Origin of the sequence: Sphingobacterium sp. N143 (assembly GCF_030325625.1) — a bacterium.
Taxonomy (GTDB): domain Bacteria; phylum Bacteroidota; class Bacteroidia; order Sphingobacteriales; family Sphingobacteriaceae; genus Sphingobacterium.
Genome location: NZ_JACAIS010000002.1, coordinates 547,393 through 566,214, shown reverse-complemented (window position 1 = coordinate 566,214; position 18,822 = coordinate 547,393). Strand labels below are relative to the sequence as shown.

General features: G+C 43.0%; 14 protein-coding genes. 10 read left to right on the top strand and 4 right to left on the bottom strand.

Going from position 1 to position 18,822, the window contains the following annotated elements:
- Positions 1-40: 40 nt before the first annotated feature.
- Positions 41-1,066, bottom strand: a complete 1,026-nt coding sequence (locus HX021_RS05890) for a Kelch repeat-containing protein (RefSeq protein ID WP_286589172.1) — start codon at positions 1,064-1,066, stop codon at positions 41-43.
- A gap of 6 nt (positions 1,067-1,072) precedes the next feature.
- The gene (locus tag HX021_RS05885; protein WP_286589171.1) at positions 1,073-2,437 is read right to left on the bottom strand and encodes a DUF4270 family protein; all 1,365 of its coding nucleotides are present in this window, start codon (positions 2,435-2,437) and stop codon (positions 1,073-1,075) included.
- Between the two features lie 119 nt (positions 2,438-2,556).
- On the opposite strand from HX021_RS05885, the gene HX021_RS05880 reads away from it, so the two are divergent.
- Together HX021_RS05880 and HX021_RS05875 are read left to right on the top strand one after the other, a co-directional pair.
- On the top strand, positions 2,557-4,008 hold the full coding sequence (locus HX021_RS05880; protein ID WP_286589169.1) for a sensor histidine kinase: 1,452 nt from the start codon (positions 2,557-2,559) through the stop codon (positions 4,006-4,008).
- A gap of 122 nt (positions 4,009-4,130) precedes the next feature.
- On the top strand, positions 4,131-4,805 hold the full coding sequence (locus HX021_RS05875) for a response regulator transcription factor (protein WP_286589167.1): 675 nt from the start codon (positions 4,131-4,133) through the stop codon (positions 4,803-4,805).
- A gap of 3 nt (positions 4,806-4,808) precedes the next feature.
- On the opposite strand, the gene HX021_RS05870 is transcribed toward HX021_RS05875, so the two are convergent.
- The gene (locus HX021_RS05870; RefSeq protein WP_286589166.1) at positions 4,809-7,541 is read right to left on the bottom strand and encodes a TonB-dependent receptor; all 2,733 of its coding nucleotides are present in this window, start codon (positions 7,539-7,541) and stop codon (positions 4,809-4,811) included.
- Between the two features lie 275 nt (positions 7,542-7,816).
- On the opposite strand from HX021_RS05870, the gene HX021_RS05865 reads away from it, so the two are divergent.
- Positions 7,817-8,359 (top strand): TetR/AcrR family transcriptional regulator, encoded by a 543-nt coding sequence (locus tag HX021_RS05865; protein WP_286589164.1) that lies wholly within the window; start codon positions 7,817-7,819, stop codon positions 8,357-8,359.
- 194 nt (positions 8,360-8,553) lie between these two features.
- Positions 8,554-10,260 carry a glycoside hydrolase family 3 protein gene (locus HX021_RS05860; protein ID WP_286589163.1) on the top strand — a complete coding sequence of 569 codons (1,707 nt, stop codon included), beginning with the start codon at positions 8,554-8,556 and terminating at the stop codon, positions 10,258-10,260.
- A gap of 117 nt (positions 10,261-10,377) precedes the next feature.
- Here HX021_RS05860 and HX021_RS05855 read toward each other — a convergent pair whose 3' ends face one another.
- Positions 10,378-11,925, bottom strand: a complete 1,548-nt coding sequence (locus HX021_RS05855; protein WP_286589162.1) for a glycoside hydrolase family 10-like protein — start codon at positions 11,923-11,925, stop codon at positions 10,378-10,380.
- Between the two features lie 214 nt (positions 11,926-12,139).
- Between HX021_RS05855 and HX021_RS05850 the strand changes: the two genes are divergently transcribed.
- The 6 genes from HX021_RS05850 to HX021_RS05825 all read left to right on the top strand — a co-directional run bounded on the left by HX021_RS05850 (position 12,140) and on the right by HX021_RS05825 (position 18,818).
- Positions 12,140-13,567 carry an L-serine ammonia-lyase gene (locus tag HX021_RS05850; protein WP_286589318.1) on the top strand — a complete coding sequence of 476 codons (1,428 nt, stop codon included), beginning with the start codon at positions 12,140-12,142 and terminating at the stop codon, positions 13,565-13,567.
- 160 nt (positions 13,568-13,727) lie between these two features.
- Entirely contained in the window at positions 13,728-14,516 is a 789-nt protein-coding gene (locus tag HX021_RS05845) for an MBL fold metallo-hydrolase (protein ID WP_286589161.1), read from the top strand.
- Positions 14,517-14,943: 427 nt separating this feature from the next.
- On the top strand, positions 14,944-15,660 hold the full coding sequence (locus HX021_RS05840) for a DUF4198 domain-containing protein (RefSeq protein WP_286589160.1): 717 nt from the start codon (positions 14,944-14,946) through the stop codon (positions 15,658-15,660).
- A gap of 90 nt (positions 15,661-15,750) precedes the next feature.
- Positions 15,751-18,165, top strand: a complete 2,415-nt coding sequence (locus tag HX021_RS05835) for a TonB-dependent siderophore receptor (protein WP_286589158.1) — start codon at positions 15,751-15,753, stop codon at positions 18,163-18,165.
- Between the two features lie 30 nt (positions 18,166-18,195).
- Entirely contained in the window at positions 18,196-18,528 is a 333-nt protein-coding gene (locus HX021_RS05830; protein ID WP_286589156.1) for a hypothetical protein, read from the top strand.
- Between the two features lie 11 nt (positions 18,529-18,539).
- The gene (locus HX021_RS05825; protein ID WP_286589155.1) at positions 18,540-18,818 is read left to right on the top strand and encodes a hypothetical protein; all 279 of its coding nucleotides are present in this window, start codon (positions 18,540-18,542) and stop codon (positions 18,816-18,818) included.
- Positions 18,819-18,822: the final 4 nt, after the last annotated feature.

Genomic DNA, 18,822 nt, shown 5'->3' with positions numbered 1-18,822 from the left:
TAGCTACTTCATCCCTTTTTCTATATTGAATTTATTTCGATTAATAAATCGGAGTAAACATCCAAGTATCGTCAAAACGGGTTGAACCGTTAAGACCTGTTGTGATGTAACCATTGTTCCCTACAGCAAAACCTACTGCATCTTGACGAGCCGATCCTGCAAAAGCACCGTTATCGTTTGTCCAATAATCACCACCTACATTGTATTTCCAAACACTATTAATAACCGCATTTTTGTAACCACCTACGACAAATGGAGTACCATTGATTGCAAATGCTGAAGCATTTGAACGTGTTAAGTCGTAAGTATACGAGTTGTCACTTCTGTTTAGATCATTCAATTTAGTCCATTTGCTACCGTCAAATTTGTAGAAATCTTTTGGATATGAACCGTTTGAAATACCACCACCTACATAAGCAACATTATTTAAAACAAAAGAGAATGCCGCTTTTCTTTTAGCAGAAAATGGAGCATCATTGATTGCTTGCCATGTATTAGCAGATGGGTCATATTTATAGAACTCATTTGTGTTAGTCGTACCACCATTGATAACAGTTTCACCTGTTCCAACATATGCTGCACCGTTCAACGTAAATGCTACCGCATTTGATAATGCAATAGGAAGTGGAGCAATCGGAGACCAAGCTCCTTTGCCACCATCAGCAGCAGGATCGAATTTATAAAAATCTTTTAGGTTGTTCGTTCCGTCATTACCACCACCAACATAACCAACATTACCAATGGAGAAACCGATGGCACCGTTTCTGGCAACTCCAGTAAATGGTGTTTTCTCCGCCCAAGTATTTGATGCTACATCATAAGCATAAGTATCTTGAACACGGAAGGGTTTACCACCTGCGTTACTTGCTAAACCAGTAGAAACATATGCAACATTATTTATTAAAAAGCTTGCAGCAGATGAAGTTTGTGGCCCTTTAAATGCCGCTTTTTCAAACCACTCATCTGATTTATCAGAAGTGTCGTCGTCACTTTTTTTACAAGAAGAGAAAGTTGTAACTGTAAATACAAAAGCTAATAAAACGAGTAGCCAATTTTTCTTGTTCATAAATTATTAAAATTTAGTATAAAGGATGTTTAATTTAATTTTGGGATCATTATCATTATCTTTTGCCAATATTAATCTGTTTCCACTTGAAAACAACCCCGATGTTGGTAAAGATAGATATAATGAAGTGTTTTTGTATGCCGTTGTTTTAATTTTTGCTAAATATTCAATCAAATTAAAGGTGTATTTACCATTCGATCCAAAATCATCACCCGGAACCAAAGGAACCTGTTGTGTAGTGGTACCATAAGGAGATGTCAATAAGCTTACAGGGTTTCCACTGTTATTAGCGATCATTAACACCAAACTCTGGGGTTGTGTAAACGTTGCTAAGGCCCCATTTTCAGCTTCGATAACAAGTTCTGCCTTGTTTATCGCAATCGATGGGTTATTCACTAATTCTAATAACGTAGGGAATTCGATTTTTGCTACAACCCCGGTCGAACCTTCCAGAAAAGCATAACCATCGGTTTGTTTGCTCGAGATCTGCGGATTAGCCAAGGTCATCGGTGCAAACTTGGTTCCGGAACGATCCGATTCAATCTGATTGTATTGGAAAGCTTTGTTGTCGATAGAAAAATATTGTTTACCCACAGACTTTGTCCCTTCATTATTCAGGAAGGAATAATGGACCTGTAGATATACGGTATCTTTAAATCCGACCATGGCGGTGTTATTATCGTCAGGAACCAATGCCAGGCCTTTGAAATATTCCTGAAAACTGGTGCTGTTCTGGATCCGGTTATCATTATTCTTAATCATCGTGAACAACTCGTTGCTGATGCTGTTATTGAACTTAAAGAATAATGAATCAATTGATTTTACCCGAGGGCTGAAGGAAAGTTCCGCTAGCGGAGATTGTTCGTATTCAAATTTCTGCTTGCTGAATAATGATGCCGTGGTAACAAAAACCGGACGTTCGTCAGCAGGTTTTGTCAGGTCTATCTGTGTTTGTGTAATGTCTTCCAGTACGCGGTGCACAGACACCTTCTGTACTTGTGTCGTATCCCCGTAATAATATTTGTTCGGCGTGAGGACCAATGTCACAGAATCCAATACCGCATCATCAGGAATGGAGGAGTTACTGACCGTTCCTACACCTAAGCGCATATAAGCGGTTGACTTGACGCTACCGGTAATGGCATTGCTGTTTTTCCCAACAAGCATTGTTCCAGTCGCAGAAGTTGGAATATTATCCAATTGATAAGTAGAAACTTTGACGGAAACCGTATCAATCGGTACTACACCAATAGTTTCATCTCTGGAGTTGTCCAAAGAGAGTGAAATATCCTTATTACAACCAACGAAAGCAGCCAGTGTAAAAAGTGGAAGTAAAAATTGAATACTACGTCTCTTAAAGTCTTTGATCATATTAATTTTTGAATAGTGCAAAAGTAATCAATGCTTACTGTTAATCAGTGTTATATTTTGTTAAATATGGTTAATTACCACAGCGATTGCAAATCTAGTAATTTAAATTTGTTTTCGTTATGGGTAGAAGATTTAAATTATTGATCACATTGATTGTTGTGATCGGCATGGGGATTACCATCGTGCTGGGGGTTTGGCTTTATGGTAGTTATACCGATCGCCGGGATCTTTTCCTATCGACTGCCGAACGTTCACTTTTCAATGCCGTCCAGGAGGTGTATCAGGCGGAGAATGGGGACCACCGGATGGAAGGCCCGGAAGGAGACCAGGTGCAATTGCTCAACAATGTAAAGAAAGAACTGCAACCCTTGCTCCCCGGGGCGACACTTGATAGCGCCTTAGCCCGTGTACGGGCCGAAATGCCCCATGCCAGACCTGTTCCCGGGACTAATCATGACAGGAAAAGAAAAATATATGTCAAAGACCGCGAAAACCAAAATGCAATTATACCACCCTTTTTGTTCCGCGACTTTGAAATGAATGCAGGTAATCTGAACCTGATCGATACGAAATTCAAAGAATCATTAAATAACAAAGGGATTTCAGTTCCTTATGAATTGAGTACAGTCAACATCCCACATAGACAAATCAAGGATGTTAGGCGCGAATACAGGGCAAAAAATCTGGCCTGGACCCGGCCCATGATGGTTAATCCTGCCAAAAGTGAATTTCTGGTTGTCAAATTCAAAGAAGACTGGAAGTACCTGCTCTATAGTCTCAGCTGGCAATTGCTGATTTCTTTTCTGCTGATAGGTCTGTTATTAGGTACCTTTTTCTATTTGATGAAGACTATTTTGACACAAAACAAGATGGCCGAGCTTCGTAAAAACTTTGTGGATAATATGACCCATGAACTCAAAACTCCAGTATCTACCGTTATGGCAGCTGTGGAGGCTATTCAGCTGTATGGTGTCCAAGATGATAGGGAAAAGATGAACCGCTATCTGAATATTTCTAAACGAGAGCTCGAGCATCTGTCCAATATGATCGAAAAGGTGCTACAGATGGACATTGATGCGACCAGAGGGCTTGTGCTGCAACCTTCGGATTTCGATATGGTAGCCATGGCAAAAAGTGCCATTGAAGTAGCTCAGCTTAATAAAACCAAGACAGTGGTTATAGAACTGCTTGCCAATCCCACAGAAATTAAGATCCACGGCGACGAATCCCATCTCAAGAATGTGATCAATAATTTACTGGAAAATGCTATTAAATATACCGGCAACCAAGCGAATATTATCGTCGATATACAGGAGATAAGGGACGATGTCCAGATCCGTATTTCGGATGATGGAAAAGGAATCCCCGCAGAATACCACAAGCAGATTTTTGATATGTTTTTTAGGGTGCCGGCCGGAAATTTGCACGACGTGAAAGGTTTTGGATTGGGGCTTGCCTATGTTAAACAAGTGATCAAAAGACATGAAGGACGGATTACTGTGCAAAGTGAATTGGACAAAGGAAGTACATTTGTCATTCGCTTACCCAAACGCGGGACCAAGGATCACTGATGTTTGGATATAAGTAGAACAAGAAGCAAAGAACAAAGAATAACGGACAAGGATAAAAGACGAAGTTGGTAAGCCTTAGGCTTGAACAGTCTAAATCTAAGTACTCAATACGCATAGTTACCATGATTGATATTTTATATGTAGAAGACGAGCCAAGCCTGGCGATGATTGTAGCAGATAGCCTGGAGGCAAACGGTTTTGCTGTGGTCCATTGCAGCAATGGGCATGAGGCCCTGGAATCCTTCGGATCCGCCAAGCCCGATATCTTGGTTATTGATGTCATGATGCCGGTCATGGATGGCTTTACCCTGGCAGCAAAGATCAGAGAACTTGATACGCAGGTCCCGATCATTTTCCTGACTGCCAAGGTACAGACAGAAGATGTCGTTAAAGGATTTCGTATTGGTGGTGACGATTATGTGAAGAAGCCATTCAAGATTGAGGAACTGGTCGTGCGGATTGAGTCCCTGCTTAAAAATAGCCCCAAGATGTTGTTTGGACAAAAACTGATGATCGGGGATTATACCTTGGATAGCCTGAGACATCAGCTGACCTACCAGGGAGAGGTGCTCAAACTATCCTTTCGTGAAAGTGAGCTGCTGCGTAAGCTGTACGAGCAAAAAGACAAAGTCATCTCCAGAGAAGATATTATGCGGGCCTATTGGAGTCATGACAAATATTTTACGGGGCGGAGCCTAGATGTATTTATCAGTCGTATCCGGAAATACCTGAGTCAGGACAGTCGGGTCAAGATTACCAATGTCAGGGGGGTGGGTTACATGCTTACGGTCGATTGATTTTTAGTGTTTGCCCCCTTTTCCCCTCAGGCCCCGGATGTGGTAAGTAAAACTCAGCATGGCATAGCGTGTGATAGCATTGGATTGCGAGACACGTACCCAAAGATCGTTGATCTGCTGGTTGATGTTTTTATTGTCATTTAAGAGGTCAAATACCGTTAGGTTGACTTCTGCATTTCTACGCCTGAACAGCTTCTTTCCGATGGCAATATTCCATAATAAACTCGTGGTACTTGCCGCATTCAAGATGCTGCCATTGTATAAGTAATTAAATGTTGAATTTAACGTCCAGGTTTTCAATAAGGTCAAGGCGATGGAATTGCCGACAGTATGTCTGTAGACCGAATAATTTGATGTTTCGGTAGCTGAATTTTTGGAATAGGATAGATTTCCGTTATAATCCAACCCGATGATAAGTTCTTTGCTGAATGCCGTATTTACGCCGATGCGCTGGTTTATGCCATATGTTTTTGCATCTACTTTTTCAAAGTTCAGCAAGGTGTAGTTTTGATTAAAATACAGGTTGTTGTTGAGGTTGATGTTCAATTTGAGCGGTTCGATGCGATAGCCAAAGCTATTATGCCATCTGAGGTTATACACCCCGTCAAAATTTTCCGGTTTACTGTATTGTCCCCCCGGCCCCAGTACAATATCTTCCGCAATCGTAAAGGCCGAGTCTGTGGTAAAGATCGTGTTGCTGATTTTATGCTGGATAAAATCAGCTGTAAACCCCGAGGTAAAGCTTCTGCCCGAAGCTTTGTTGATCGACCGGAACTGCATGACAAGATTATGGTCATATTCCTGCTTGAGGTTGGGATTTCCGGAACTGATGCGCAGCGGATTCTGGTTGTCTATAAAATCTTGAAGTTGTTCGATGCTTGGCGTATTGGTCTTTGCATTATAGCGTAGCTCAATTCGGGTTTCTTTTGTGAAATTGTACTGGAAATTTACATTGGGCAGCAGGCTGTTGAAGTGACTCTTCGTGGCAAGTATACTGGGTAATATCCGGTCATTGGCCTGTGCAGCATTTTGGTAGTCCAGCCCAATTTGAAAACGGATGCTGTCTTTTTTGTTAAATAAATAGGATAGACCCGCACTGTGGTACAAGAAATCGTTGCGAAACTCATTGGAAAGACGGTCCTTTAATTCCCCCACTTGCCCCGTTTCTGCCAGGAATTCGTATGTCTTTCGGTCAGAATATCGGGCAGTATTCCGAAAGGTATAGTTTCCCTGTATGCGGGAATATTTGCCCAGCATTTCCGTGTAAGCTACTTTCGAACGAAAACCATTGTTGTCACCCTTGCTGTAGTTTCTATTGTCAACGGTATCCACGCGGTCGAATGCTCCATCACGGTAATAGGAGTTTAAGGCATAGTTGGCTGCATTGCTTTTGTTGGTACTGAAGGAGCCATTGAGATTTAAACTGATCGTGCGCCCCGGCTTGCCCAGCCGACGCATATAGGTCAGGTCCCCACCCCAATTGAAATTTTCACCAAGACTTTTGTTGTCACGCTGGGAGCTGTTGAGTATTTCCGTGAGGTTCAGTAAGGTATTGCCCATGGAACTATTATGCCTATTGTCGCTCTGATAAGAAAAACGGGGCTGGAAATCCAGTTTTTGGAGAGAATCGATCTTCCAGTTGGCTCTGATTGACAAAGCATGGTTGTTTGTATAGGTGTTGCCCAATTGTTCCTGGTTGGTTAGCTGGTTGGCCCGGTTCCCAGCCGTATAGTCTGTTTTATTCTGGCTGATGATATTGTTGTCCGTATAATGATAGGCATAGTTGGTATTGAAATCCATCCGCTCCCCAAAAAAACGATCCAGGTAATTGAATCCTGCATTAAAGCGGGTTGTGATGCCCTGTCCTGTCCGGCCACGGTTATTTCCCCTGGGGGAAAATCCATTTGGCTGGTTGACGTTGTTGGTATTGATGTCGATTGAATATTGACGTTTGGGATTCATTTTTGTCACCTGTGTGTTGATGGCATATTTCTCCTCTGGGCCGACACCGCCTGAAATTTTGCCAAAGTAGGATTTTCTCTTCTCAGGCTTCGTGACAATGTTGATAACCTTCATCCGCGTGCCATCATCAAACCCGCTGAACTTGGCCTGCTCGGTCTTGTCATCTATGATCTGTACTTTGGCAATCACATCGGCCGGTAAATTCCGGAGGGCAACTTTCGGGTCAGTGCTGAAAAATTCGCGGCCATCAATAATAATTTTATTGACGGCCTCTCCCTGTGCCTTCACATTGCCATCCTCGTCAATCTCTACGCCTGGGATCTGTTTTACCAGTTCATCGGCATCTGCAAAATCCTGTGTCACATATTTTTTGGTGTCAAATTCCAGGGTATCCCCCTTGACCTGAACAGTACTGGGCGTGATATTGATTTCATCCAGAACGATTTCTGAATTGTTGAGCTTGAACAGAACGTCAACTGGCTCCCCGGTCAGTATAACCTGGCTGCTGTCTGCCGAATAACCCATAGGCTGCACCAGGATCATATACGCTCCGTTTGGTAATGAGCCGCTGCTAAATCTGCCTACAATATCTGTTGGCAATTGAAATTTACTGGAATCTTTACGTGAAATAATCGTCACGCTGGCACCCGAAATAGGCTTTGAAGTGCTGTTGTCCAAGAGCTTCCCCGCAATATGCTGTTGAGCAAAAACGCTTGTCCCCAACAACAGTAAATAGAAAAATACGACAACGGTGACCCAGATATTGGCGTTCATTAATTTAGAATATTGGCTTAATTTAATGTATTATTGACGTTTATTGTTTGTCCCCCCCAAATTTAAGGGACTATTTGTTACGAATTATTATCATTTTAGTTACAATAAGCTTAAGTGAAGGGAAAAATTGGATACATATCCTCATCTAACAAAGATGCTCAGCGGCAGCGGGGAGACCGATATATTGTTTTATATAACGCGCAATTATATTGCATATAAAAAGCAATATATCTAAGTTTGCAGTAGAATTAGAATCAACTGGACAACTATCGTATATGAAAGAGAGTGTTTTGAGTAGGAAAGAACGTATTATGAAAGAAGCCTTATTACTTTTTTCTGATCAGGGCTATACCAATACGTCTACCAAAACCATTGCACAAAATGCAGGTGTTTCAGAAGCCTTAATCTTCAAGCATTTTGGCAATAAAGATGCCCTTTTAGTCTATTTGATCAAGTCTGGGTATCGAAAGGTGCTTACCCATCACCGGGGGATGATGACCTATCGTGAGCCGAAAGAGTTTTTGCGCACGATGATCAATTTACCAGGTAAATTGGTCAGTGCTGAACCTATATTTTGGAAACTGCAGGAACGCCTGTCGCATCATCCTTTCTCCAAGCAACAACACGAACAATTCATGAAACCGGTGCAACCGATCATCCATCGGGCTTTTAAAGAACTTGGCTACGAAAGCCCTGAATTTGAAACACAGTTCCTGCTGTTGATCATCGATACCTTATGGAAAAAAGAAGCCATTGGTGAACTGGAACAAACTATCGAATTGACACTCTTTCTTGAAAAAAAATATAATTTGATTTAGCTCTGATCCATTTGGGGCTGGACAATGGGATTCTTTTGATCCCGGCTCTGATCCCAGGTTAAGACAAGCATCCTGCTCGCGGTGAAAATGCGTCTTTATGCGTGTTTATATTAAATTATTGCAAAAACAATTTCATTTTATCCAAAATTATGACGTTATTAGTACTCTATTTTAATTCATTATACAACTAATTTATGTTCAAAAAACTCAGCCTGGGACTATTGGCATTGGCCAGCTCAATTTCATTTTTGAAAGCTCAGGATAAGAAAGATTTTGTAAAATACATCAATTCACCGCATGCTTGGGTAGATTCCGTATTTCATACCTTGACACCGAAGGAAAAAGTCGCCCAGCTTTTTTTGGTCCGTGCGCATACAAATCTTGGTCAGCAATACATTGATTCTGTAGCCCGGGTCGTGCAAGATGAACATTTGGGTGGTCTTGTTGTTTTTCAGGGGGGACCAGTACGGCATGTTGATATGTTCAACCGTTATCAATCCTTGTCCAAGGTGCCTTTGCTGGTGACTTTTGATGGCGAATGGGGATTGGGAATGCGTATGCCAGATTCGACACTGTCTTTTCCTTACCAGATGACTTTAGGAGCCATACAGGATGATCAACTGATTTACCGTATGGGGCGTGAGGTTGCGCTTGATTTCCATCGTATGGGGATGCATTTCAATTTTGCTCCTGATGTCGATATCAACAATAATCCCAAAAATCCGGTAATCGGTATCCGTTCTTTTGGCGATAACAAATATAATGTGGCAAAAAAGGCGAAAGCATACATGGACGGTATGGTTGAAGGTGGCATTTTAGCATCGATCAAGCATTTTCCTGGCCATGGTGATACAGATGTGGATTCACATCATGATCTTCCTCAGTTGCCTTTTGATAAAGCGAGGTTAGACAGCCTGGAGCTCTACCCTTTTAAAGAACTCATTAAAGCAGGGGCTCCCGCAGTCATGGTGGCCCATATGAACATTCCGAGCTTAGACGATACACCCCATATGCCATCCTCTATTTCCAAAAAGGTTGTAACTGACCTGTTGCGCAATGAACTGGGCTTTAAAGGGCTTACTGTGACCGATGCGATGGATATGAACGGCGTAAAGAAATTTTTTCCAAACGGAGAGGCTGATGTACAGGCGATCATTGCGGGGCACGACCTGCTGGAGGTTTCCGAAAATAGCAAACGTGCCATCGACCTTATCCTAAAAGCGATAGCCGAAGGCCGTATCGCACAGACCGATATTGATGCCCGTGTCAAACGCGTATTGGCAGCGAAATTATGGTTGGGACTGGATAAATATCAGGTTACTTCAAGGCAGAACTTATATGCCGACCTACATCGTACATCGACTATTCAGCTGATCGATGAACTGGCCAATGCAGCGGTCACAGCACTGAAATCCACAGAAAAAATCAGGTCATTCAATAAAGACCTGCCCACAGCGATTATCAATGTGGGGATCAGTTCCAACCAGGAATTTCAAAATGAATTGGCCAATGCACTGTCAAATGAAACCCAATATTTCATCACCGACAGCATGAGTAAAGATGATATCAAGCGTATCCGTAAAGAAATCAAGAAGAATAAACAATACATTATCGCCGTGCATGATACCAGAGTCCGTCCACGGCCTACCATGTCCCTGAATAAAGAGGTGCAGGGGCTGATGAAAAAATTTGCAAAAAAATCCATCCTGACCTGCTTTACCAATGCCTATGCGCTAGATGGTTTCGAGGCATCCAAGAAAGCAAAAACGATCTTATTGGCTTATCAAAATGATGCTTTTATGCAGAAAGCCGCTGCAAAAACTATATTGGGGCAAAATGTTCCGAAAGGAAAACTACCTGTCACCATCAATAAGAAGTTTAAAAACGGACAAGGTAAATAATTTACTTTGAACCCATCCGGCCTAACAGCCATCCTATAAAATAACCCTCAGGGGCGCTCCGCTAATTCGGCATTGCGATTCCTTGAGGGTTATTTCTTGCATGTACGGTGCAAAAGCTTATAATACTTCGTTGACCTCCCTGCTGTCCGATGGTTTGCTTTCATTTTTCATCCGGTCGATGGCGGTGACCACATACTTATAGGCATGATGTGGCTGGATGTCGTCGTCCGTATACTGAAGTTTGTTGCTGTCAAAGGTGATAAAAATAATTTTATTCGGATCTTTGATATTGACCTGTTCACCTACAGCAAAGCGATAAACCACATACCCATAGGCAGATTCACCATCAGGTGCAGTATCCGGCTTCTGCCAGAAAAGCGTATTCAGCCTGCGGTTTGGTGATGATTTAACCAATAAGCCAAATGGTGCATGAGGCGGGATGCTATCCAGCCAGGGCATCGTCGGTGGTAATGCCGGAGCGCGGTATAGGTCATTCCGCATAGAATCCTGCAGGCCCGCCAGATTGTCGGTGAGTGATTTGGAGCTGAAATATATACTGCCATCGACATCATGCTCTTGACGTAAATGCCGTACCTGCCTCGGGATTTGGCTTTTGTCAGTCCAGCCGATTTTATGTTCGGTCACCCTATAGGCTCCATGACCGACATAAAAATGCCGCCCATAGCTGTGTTTTTGCCACCAGGAAACCAATACCTCATAAGCTGCTGCTCGGTTTTTGAAAGGAAAATAGATCTGTGGATTGATATAGTCAATCCATCCTTCCTGCATCCATTTTACACCATCGGCATAGAGTTCGCGGTAAGCACTCAAGCCCCGTGTCTCGGATCCTTCAGCATTATTTTCCTTGTTATCCCAGACCCCACAAGGACTGATGCCATATTTGACATAAGGTTTTACTTTTTTAATGGCGGCACCAAGTTCATGCACAAGTAGATTGACATTGTTACGCCGCCAGTCGTCGATCGTTTTAATGCCATTGCTGTACCGGCCAAAGGTGATCTGATCCGGGACAGGTGTATTTCTGCTATCGGGATAGGGGTAGAAATAGTCGTCAAAATGAATACCGTCCACATCATAATTCTTGACAACGTCCATGATGACATCGATGATATATTGACGGACCTCCGGGATGCCCGGATTAAAAAGCTTCTTTCCGGCATAGGTAAAGAACCATTCGGGATGGCGCTTGGTGATGTGGTCGTCAGAGAAATGGGCCGGGTTCAACGTGGTTGATGCCCGGTAAGGGTTAAACCAGGCATGGAGCTCCATCCCTCTTTTGTGGGCTTCTTCAATGGCAAATTCCAAGGGGTCATAGAATGGTGAGGGAGCAAGCCCCTGCTTCCCGGTCAGGTACCTGCTCCAAGGTTCCCGTCCTTTCGCATAAAAGGCATCCGCTGCCGGACGCACTTGCAGGATGATGGCATTCAGGCCTGCATTCCGGTGTTGTTCCAGTAAGTTGATAAACTCTTGCTTCTGCCGTGCAACATCATTACCCGCTTTAACAGAAGGCCAGTCTATGTTACCGATGGTTGCGACCCAGACACCACGAAATTCCCGTTTAGGGAGCTGTTGGGAATATGTTTTAATTGAAAATAAACAAATAAAAAAAGCAAAATAAGAATATAAATATGTTTTTCCCGTCATTCTATAAATTATAGCCAGCAAAGATAGGGAAGCATTTCTTACTTTTTCCCTAAAAAATGTAAGATGTTTGTTGGATACTTGTTAAAAGAATGTGAGCTTGGTTTTCAAATTGATAATAATGTAAATACAAGCAACTTTGTACTTTATTTGTGCTAATTTAGATGCGGTTTTCGCGAAAGCTGTGAATGGCAAGCTGAGCGCAATAATAAAGATGATGAGCAAAGAACAAATTTCCGTTTTTGACATGTTTAAAATTGGTATCGGACCATCGAGTTCGCATACCTTAGGACCTTGGCGTGCGGCCCAACAATTTACCAATGTCCTCCGGACAAAGGGGGTATTGAGCGATGTGGAGCAGGTCAAGATTTTGCTCTATGGGTCTTTAGCGAAAACTGGGGCCGGACACGGTACTGATATTGCTGTTCTGCTTGGGCTCAGTGGTGATGATCCCGTGACATTTGATGTGGACAGGGTCACGCCAAAAGTGGAACACATAAAAGCTGTTGGCGAGCTTGAAGTTGCCGGTGAGCGGACTGTCCCATTTTCCTACCAGGAGGATCTTCTCTTCCTATATACCGAGAGCCTGCCTTTTCACCCCAATGCAGTTACCTTTCAAGCCTTCTTGGCCAATGGTAAGGCGATCACGGAAACCTATTATTCCATCGGGGGTGGTTTTGTGGTTCAGGAAAATGATACCGAGAGCGTACTGTCAGAAGTGGATCTTCCTTTTCCTGTAGACACCGCGCAGGAGCTGTTGCATTGGACCATGAAAACAGGACTGAAAATATCGGAACTTGTCCTGGAAAATGAATGTGCCTGGCGTGAAGAAAGTGAAACAATTGCCGGTGTCCTGAATATCTACCGGACAATACACGAATGCATTTACCGTGGCTGCCATACCGGAGGAACGCTGCCGGGGGGACTGAATGTAGAACGCAGGGCGGCCAAATTGAACAAAAAATTGATGCAGGGACGCACTTATCAAGACTATGCATCCTGGATTGTGGCCATCCGTGAAGGTGGGCAGAATTTTCAATATATTCTGGACTGGGTGAGTTGCTTTGCACTAGCCGTGAACGAGGAAAATGCGTCTTTTGGCCGTGTTGTCACAGCGCCTACTAACGGGGCCTCAGGTGTTATCCCAGCCGTGCTGCAATATTTCATCACCTTTCACGATGGCATGCGGGAACAGAAGATCATTCAATTTATTCTCACGGCCTCTGAAATCGGCTCTATCTTCAAGAAAAATGCCACTATTTCAGCTGCGATGGGCGGCTGTCAAGCCGAGATCGGTGTTTCATCAGCCATGGCTGCCGGGGCATTGACCGAAGTGCTGGGCGGATCACAACGGCAGGTTCTAATGGCCGCAGAGATCGCCATGGAGCATCACCTTGGATTGACTTGCGATCCGATCGGTGGCCTGGTGCAGATTCCCTGTATCGAACGCAATACCATGGGGGCGATAAAAGCCATTACTGCAGCACAATTGGCCCTACAATCCAATCCGGACAAAGCAAAGGTCAGCCTAGATACCGTCGTCAAGACCATGTGGGAAACCGCACTGGATATGAATGCCAAATATAAGGAGACAGCAGATGGAGGCCTGGCGGTGCACATTCCATTGAGTTTACCTGAATGTTAACAGCTTTCTAAAGTTCTTGTTTTTTGTATCTTTGTTTCCGTGATGAGATCATCACAGCATAATCTAGGGCCGCAGTATTTCTTTTGCGGCCGTATCCCGCTGCTCATGGCAGTGGCATAGAACAACAGGTTGTATTTCAATGAAAAATTATCCCTTATAGATGAAATATTGTGCAATTGCCTCCGGTAGTAATGGAAACTGTTATTATATCGCCAAAGATGATTCGGCGATTCTGATTGATGCTGGAATCAATAGTAAGCATATTCATCTGCGGATGCACAACCTGGGGATTCTCCCCACCCACATCAAGGCAATTTTTATAACACACGAACATTCAGACCATATTAGAGGCTTGTCCGTCTTCGCGAAGAAGTATAATTTGCCGGTCTATATCACCAAGGGCAGTTACGATGGTTCCCGACTGCATCTGCCCCCACATATGGTGCGTATTATCACTCCTGACCAAGTGGTTGAAGTTGGTGGACTCAAAGTATACGGTATTCCCAAATATCATGATGCCAAAGAACCCTGTAGTTTCCTTGTTTCCGATGGAACGCATAATATTGGTGTACTGACGGATATTGGCCGAGCCTGTGAAAATGTACAGCATGTTATCCAGCATGCCGATGTGCTGCTTCTGGAATCCAATTATGATGAAAATATGCTGCATACCGGACGATATTCGTACTTTTTGAAAAATAGGATCAGCAGCGGATGGGGGCATCTTTCCAACAGGATTGCCCTCGAACTGTTCAGTCAGCATAAGAGTGATCGTCTTAAACACTTGATCCTCACACACCTCTCCGGTGAAAATAATACAGTTGAGCTCGTGCATCAGACCTTTGAACCCCATTGCGATAATATCAGGCTCCATGTGGCCACACGTTATCAAGAGACCGAACTGTTTGATATAACCCACCTTATTCCAAGCGCACAAACTATTCGCTAGCGGATATCAAAAACACAGGAAATTTCTGGAGGCAATATCTTTTGCAGGGGAGAGCCTTTGGCTGCCGCGAAAAAAGGTAAAAGAAAACCGGATAATTAAAAATTTAAAATATAGTTGATAAACAAATAATTCCTGTTATATTTGCTTTGTTTTTAATCAGTCTAAATAATAGATCTTATGATCTGACTGATTATGAGCTAAAAGCACCATGCGATAGACGGCAATCTATCACATGGCGCAAATCTACAGGCAGCGGCAACTGCATGTAGTTGACTGTAACAGCCATGCTGCTACAGTTGCTCCCGATACATGATATGGAAGAATCCGCAAGATAACGAATTTTATGATTCTATTCATTGCCAATTCGTTTTTACCTGTGAAATCTTCCATAATAAGTTGAAGAACTATAAGCATCAATCAACATATTATGAAAATTTTAATTTCGCTCTTCACATTTCTTACAGTACTGTTAAGCAGTAACATCAGCAGCGCTCATGCCCTTTGGATTGAGGCTGCACCCTATGGTAACTTAAACCAGGCTCATCAAGTAAAAGTATACTATGGTGAGTATGTGACCAATGAAAGAGACCAGATCCAAAAGTGGTATTCCGACGTTAAAGACTTTGCTCTCATGCTGCATGTTCCAGGAAAAGAACCTGTCAAACTCCAACTGACCGATAATGGGGATCATTTCAGCGGTTCATTTCAACCGACCGTTCAAGGCACTTATTTCCTATCCGTGGTAAAAGCCCCCAAAGATTTAGGCGGTCAGACCAAGTATGAGTTTTCTTCCCTGATGCCGGTGGTTGTGGGGAAGGCAAGTGCACTGGATTACAGCCCACTAAAAAATCCGCTGCAGATCGAATTATTACATGCTGCCCCTATCAAAAAAGGAGAAACCCTTCAGGCTAAGATCACGAGCTTAGGGCAAGTCGTTCCAAATGCAAAAGTTTCCGTTTTCTCATCTACTGGCTGGGGGAAAGAATTTGTGGCCGATGCCAATGGATTGCTCACATTTGAGGCCGTCTGGCCTGGGGCTTATGTACTTGAAGCAAGCACCTATGCGGAAAAAGGCGGTGAACATGAAGGAAAACCTTACACATCATCGTGGCAAGGAAGTACAACCTTCTTAGAAGTAAAATAAATTTGCAATACCTATTACTTAATGGATTGATGTTAAATCTCATATTTAGTATCAATCCATTTATATCATACATCTACTATTAAACTATTCATGAATAAAACGTTATCCTTCCTGGCGATTCCTATGATCAGTTCTGTTTTTTCGCTGGCCCAGGCCCAAAGTAAACTGACGATCGACGGAATACTTATCAATGAAAAATCCGAACCTATTTCAGGTGCAACCATCCGTTTAACGAGTTTGGGACTAACGACCAGTACCGATAGTCAGGGCCGCTTTGTGTTCGATAAGCTATCACCAGATGATTATAAAGTGGATATCAATGCTTTTGGTTACAGCAAAAAGCAAGTCCAGGTAAACCTCAGACAGGAAGACCAGCACTTAGGGCAGATCAGGTTAGATGACCAGTCCGAATCCATTGATGAGGTATCTGTATATGGAAAATATTACCAGAATTACAAATTTGACAGTATATCAGGATCATTACGCCTCAAGACGCCGATCCTGGAATTGCCACAGAATATCCAGGTCATTTCTTCGGACCTGATGGCCGATCAACAGGTTTTTGATATTGTGGATGGTATTACACGGAATATCAGTGGAGCGACCCGGCAGGGACATTGGGACAATCAGTATGCCAATATCCGTATGCGGGGGTCCAAGATCCCGGCCTTTCGTAACGGCATGAATATCGAAGCTTCCTGGGGCCCTACGGCCGAAGATGCCAGCATGATCGAGCGCATCGAATTTGTGAAGGGACCGGCAGGATTTATGCTGGCAAGTGGCGAACCGGGAGGTTTCTACAATGTGGTCACCAAGAAACCGACCGGCCATACCAAAGGTTCGGCGACATTCAATACAGGAAGTTTTGATCTGTACCGTGGCGCAGTGGACTTGGATGGTCGGATTACGAAAAGTAACAAATTGCTTTACCGCCTGAATGTAGCTGCTCAGAAAAAAGGCTTCTTTACCAAATATAATAATAGTAAACGTCTTGTCGTCGCTCCGGTAATCACCTATAATATCGATTCATTGACGGCAATAACAGCAGAATATACCTTTCAGGGGTCTTCTTACCTGAATAATGGAAACTATACCTTTTCGCCAAAAGGTTTTGCGGATCCAAATATTGCCAATGACTTTTTTTATGGAGACCCAGGGATGGAACCAGGAAAGTTAAGAGACCATAGTGCTTATATTTATCTTGATCGAAAACTTAGCCAGAAGTGGAAATTCCATGCTCAAGCGGCTTATTTTAACTTTGATATGAAAGCCACCAGTACCTGGTTGAACTATATGACAGCAGAAGGAGATATGCCGCGCTACTATAATACTGCCGATGAGCATGGTGAAAATAAATTTGGTCAATTCTCTTTTAATGGTGAGGAGCGCACGGGAAATATCAGACACAGGATCTTAGCTGGTGTGGATTATGGCAACAAGAAATTCTGGGGCGATTTTAGCTCGTTGTTGCCAAGTATTCCCGGAGAACCATTAAATGTTTACAACCCTGTTTATGGTATTCCTGAATCTGTTTTTCCAAAGGTTGACCGTACTTTGGACATTAAAGAACGGGCCAAGAGCCAAAATTATATCACCACTTCATCATATACATCTTTTTATGTACATGATGAGATGGCATTCCTCGAAGACCGTTTGAAATTATCTTTGGGATTACGTTTTACTTCTTCTAGTGTGGTTTCAAAGACAGGTGCGGATCCGGCAAAGGACAAGATTTGGAGCCCAAGGGCGGGGATAAACTATATGATCACTCCTTCGGCAAGCGTGTATGCATTGTTTGATCAGTCCTTTGTTCCTGTGTCAGGAACAGATTGGGAAGGAAATGCCTTTAGACCAATACGTGGTAACAATATGGAAGCCGGTGTGAAGAAAGAATGGGGTGGAGGAAAATGGATTTCAACTTTGAGTGCTTATCAAATCAAAAGAAAGAATGCACTGGTGGAGGATTCCGCACATCCAAACCCAAATGGCGGATTCTTTTCCATGCAGATCGGTGAGACAACCTCCAAGGGGATCGAATTTGATATTACAGGTGAGATCGTGAGAGGGCTAAATGTCAATGCGAACTACGCACTGACAGATTCAAAAATATCCAAGGATACAAAGGAAGAAAATATTGGAAATATTACCCCTAATACGGCAAAACATACCGCCAATGCCTGGGTATCCTACCGCTTGCAGCAAGGAGCTTTGCGCGGTCTGGGGCTTATGGGAAGTGTACAGGGGATGTTTGACCGTGCCATAGGCACAACAAAAGAGAGCAATTTTAAAAATTATCTGCGTACGGATGGCGGAATCAGCTATCAGAAAGGAAAATACAATATTTCCGTTATGGTCAATAACCTTTTGGACAACCGGAAACTGCTGACAGCAGGTTCTTTCACCCGTGCCAATGCGGCAGCGATAAAAGCCGGTGGAGTGGATTATTATTCCTATATCGTCGAAGCAAGACGAAATTTCCGACTGGGGGTAACGTATAAATTTTAACGGAGCGATTCTATATAAATCATTACTACGATGTATAGCACACTTTTAATAGTTATTCTTCTTGGGGCCTACCTTTTTTACAACAGCAGTAGAAAAGTGAAATTTGGTCCGCGACCAACTTGGTTAAAGAAACTTTGCGCACAAACATTGTTTGTGCGCATCCTGAGCATCCTGTTGCTTCTTTTTCCATTTGGTATTGTCCTATATCTACAGGGCGGAGAAGCCGGTTTTTTTGCATTTTTTGCCTATTTCATGTGTATGCTGAGCCTCGCGGTATTGTTGAACCCCTATCGTTATCTGAAGGGATATCATGTCCTAGGACTATACCTGTTTAGTCTCTGTCTTGAATTTCTGATCACTTAAAAGACCCGTTTATGCCTGCAAACAAAAAATACCTTAGTTCACCCTTTCAGCGATTTCTGAAAATCACTGCCGGATTTATAGGTGGGTATTTCGTCATGCTTTCCTTTCACGTTTTCTTGACCAATATTTTTGAAAAAAAGGATGTGGTCATGACCGCGGGCTTTACAGGCTACCTCCTGTGGGCTATTCTGCTTCTGTTAGCTTTTCTCTGTAAAAATGGTTGGAAGATATGGGGAATATATATACTGCTGACTGTAGCCTTCTCCTTGCCTTATCTGTTAAAAATGTAACGCC

Excerpts from the sequence above, each read along its gene's own strand:
- HX021_RS05885 (WP_286589171.1), bottom strand. The coding sequence starts at position 2,437 with ATGATCAAAGACTTTAAGAGACGTAGTATTCAATTTTTACTTCCACTT.
- HX021_RS05875 (WP_286589167.1), top strand. The coding sequence starts at position 4,131 with ATGATTGATATTTTATATGTAGAAGACGAGCCAAGCCTGGCGATGATT.
- HX021_RS05855 (WP_286589162.1), bottom strand. The coding sequence starts at position 11,925 with ATGACGGGAAAAACATATTTATATTCTTATTTTGCTTTTTTTATTTGT.
- HX021_RS05845 (WP_286589161.1), top strand. The coding sequence starts at position 13,728 with ATGAAATATTGTGCAATTGCCTCCGGTAGTAATGGAAACTGTTATTAT.
- HX021_RS05880 (WP_286589169.1), top strand. The coding sequence starts at position 2,557 with ATGGGTAGAAGATTTAAATTATTGATCACATTGATTGTTGTGATCGGC.
- HX021_RS05890 (WP_286589172.1), bottom strand. The coding sequence starts at position 1,066 with ATGAACAAGAAAAATTGGCTACTCGTTTTATTAGCTTTTGTATTTACA.
- HX021_RS05835 (WP_286589158.1), top strand. The coding sequence starts at position 15,751 with ATGAATAAAACGTTATCCTTCCTGGCGATTCCTATGATCAGTTCTGTT.
- HX021_RS05825 (WP_286589155.1), top strand. The coding sequence starts at position 18,540 with ATGCCTGCAAACAAAAAATACCTTAGTTCACCCTTTCAGCGATTTCTG.
- HX021_RS05830 (WP_286589156.1), top strand. The coding sequence starts at position 18,196 with ATGTATAGCACACTTTTAATAGTTATTCTTCTTGGGGCCTACCTTTTT.
- HX021_RS05840 (WP_286589160.1), top strand. The coding sequence starts at position 14,944 with ATGAAAATTTTAATTTCGCTCTTCACATTTCTTACAGTACTGTTAAGC.
- HX021_RS05860 (WP_286589163.1), top strand. The coding sequence starts at position 8,554 with ATGTTCAAAAAACTCAGCCTGGGACTATTGGCATTGGCCAGCTCAATT.
- HX021_RS05870 (WP_286589166.1), bottom strand. The coding sequence starts at position 7,541 with ATGAACGCCAATATCTGGGTCACCGTTGTCGTATTTTTCTATTTACTG.
- HX021_RS05850 (WP_286589318.1), top strand. The coding sequence starts at position 12,140 with ATGAGCAAAGAACAAATTTCCGTTTTTGACATGTTTAAAATTGGTATC.
- HX021_RS05865 (WP_286589164.1), top strand. The coding sequence starts at position 7,817 with ATGAAAGAGAGTGTTTTGAGTAGGAAAGAACGTATTATGAAAGAAGCC.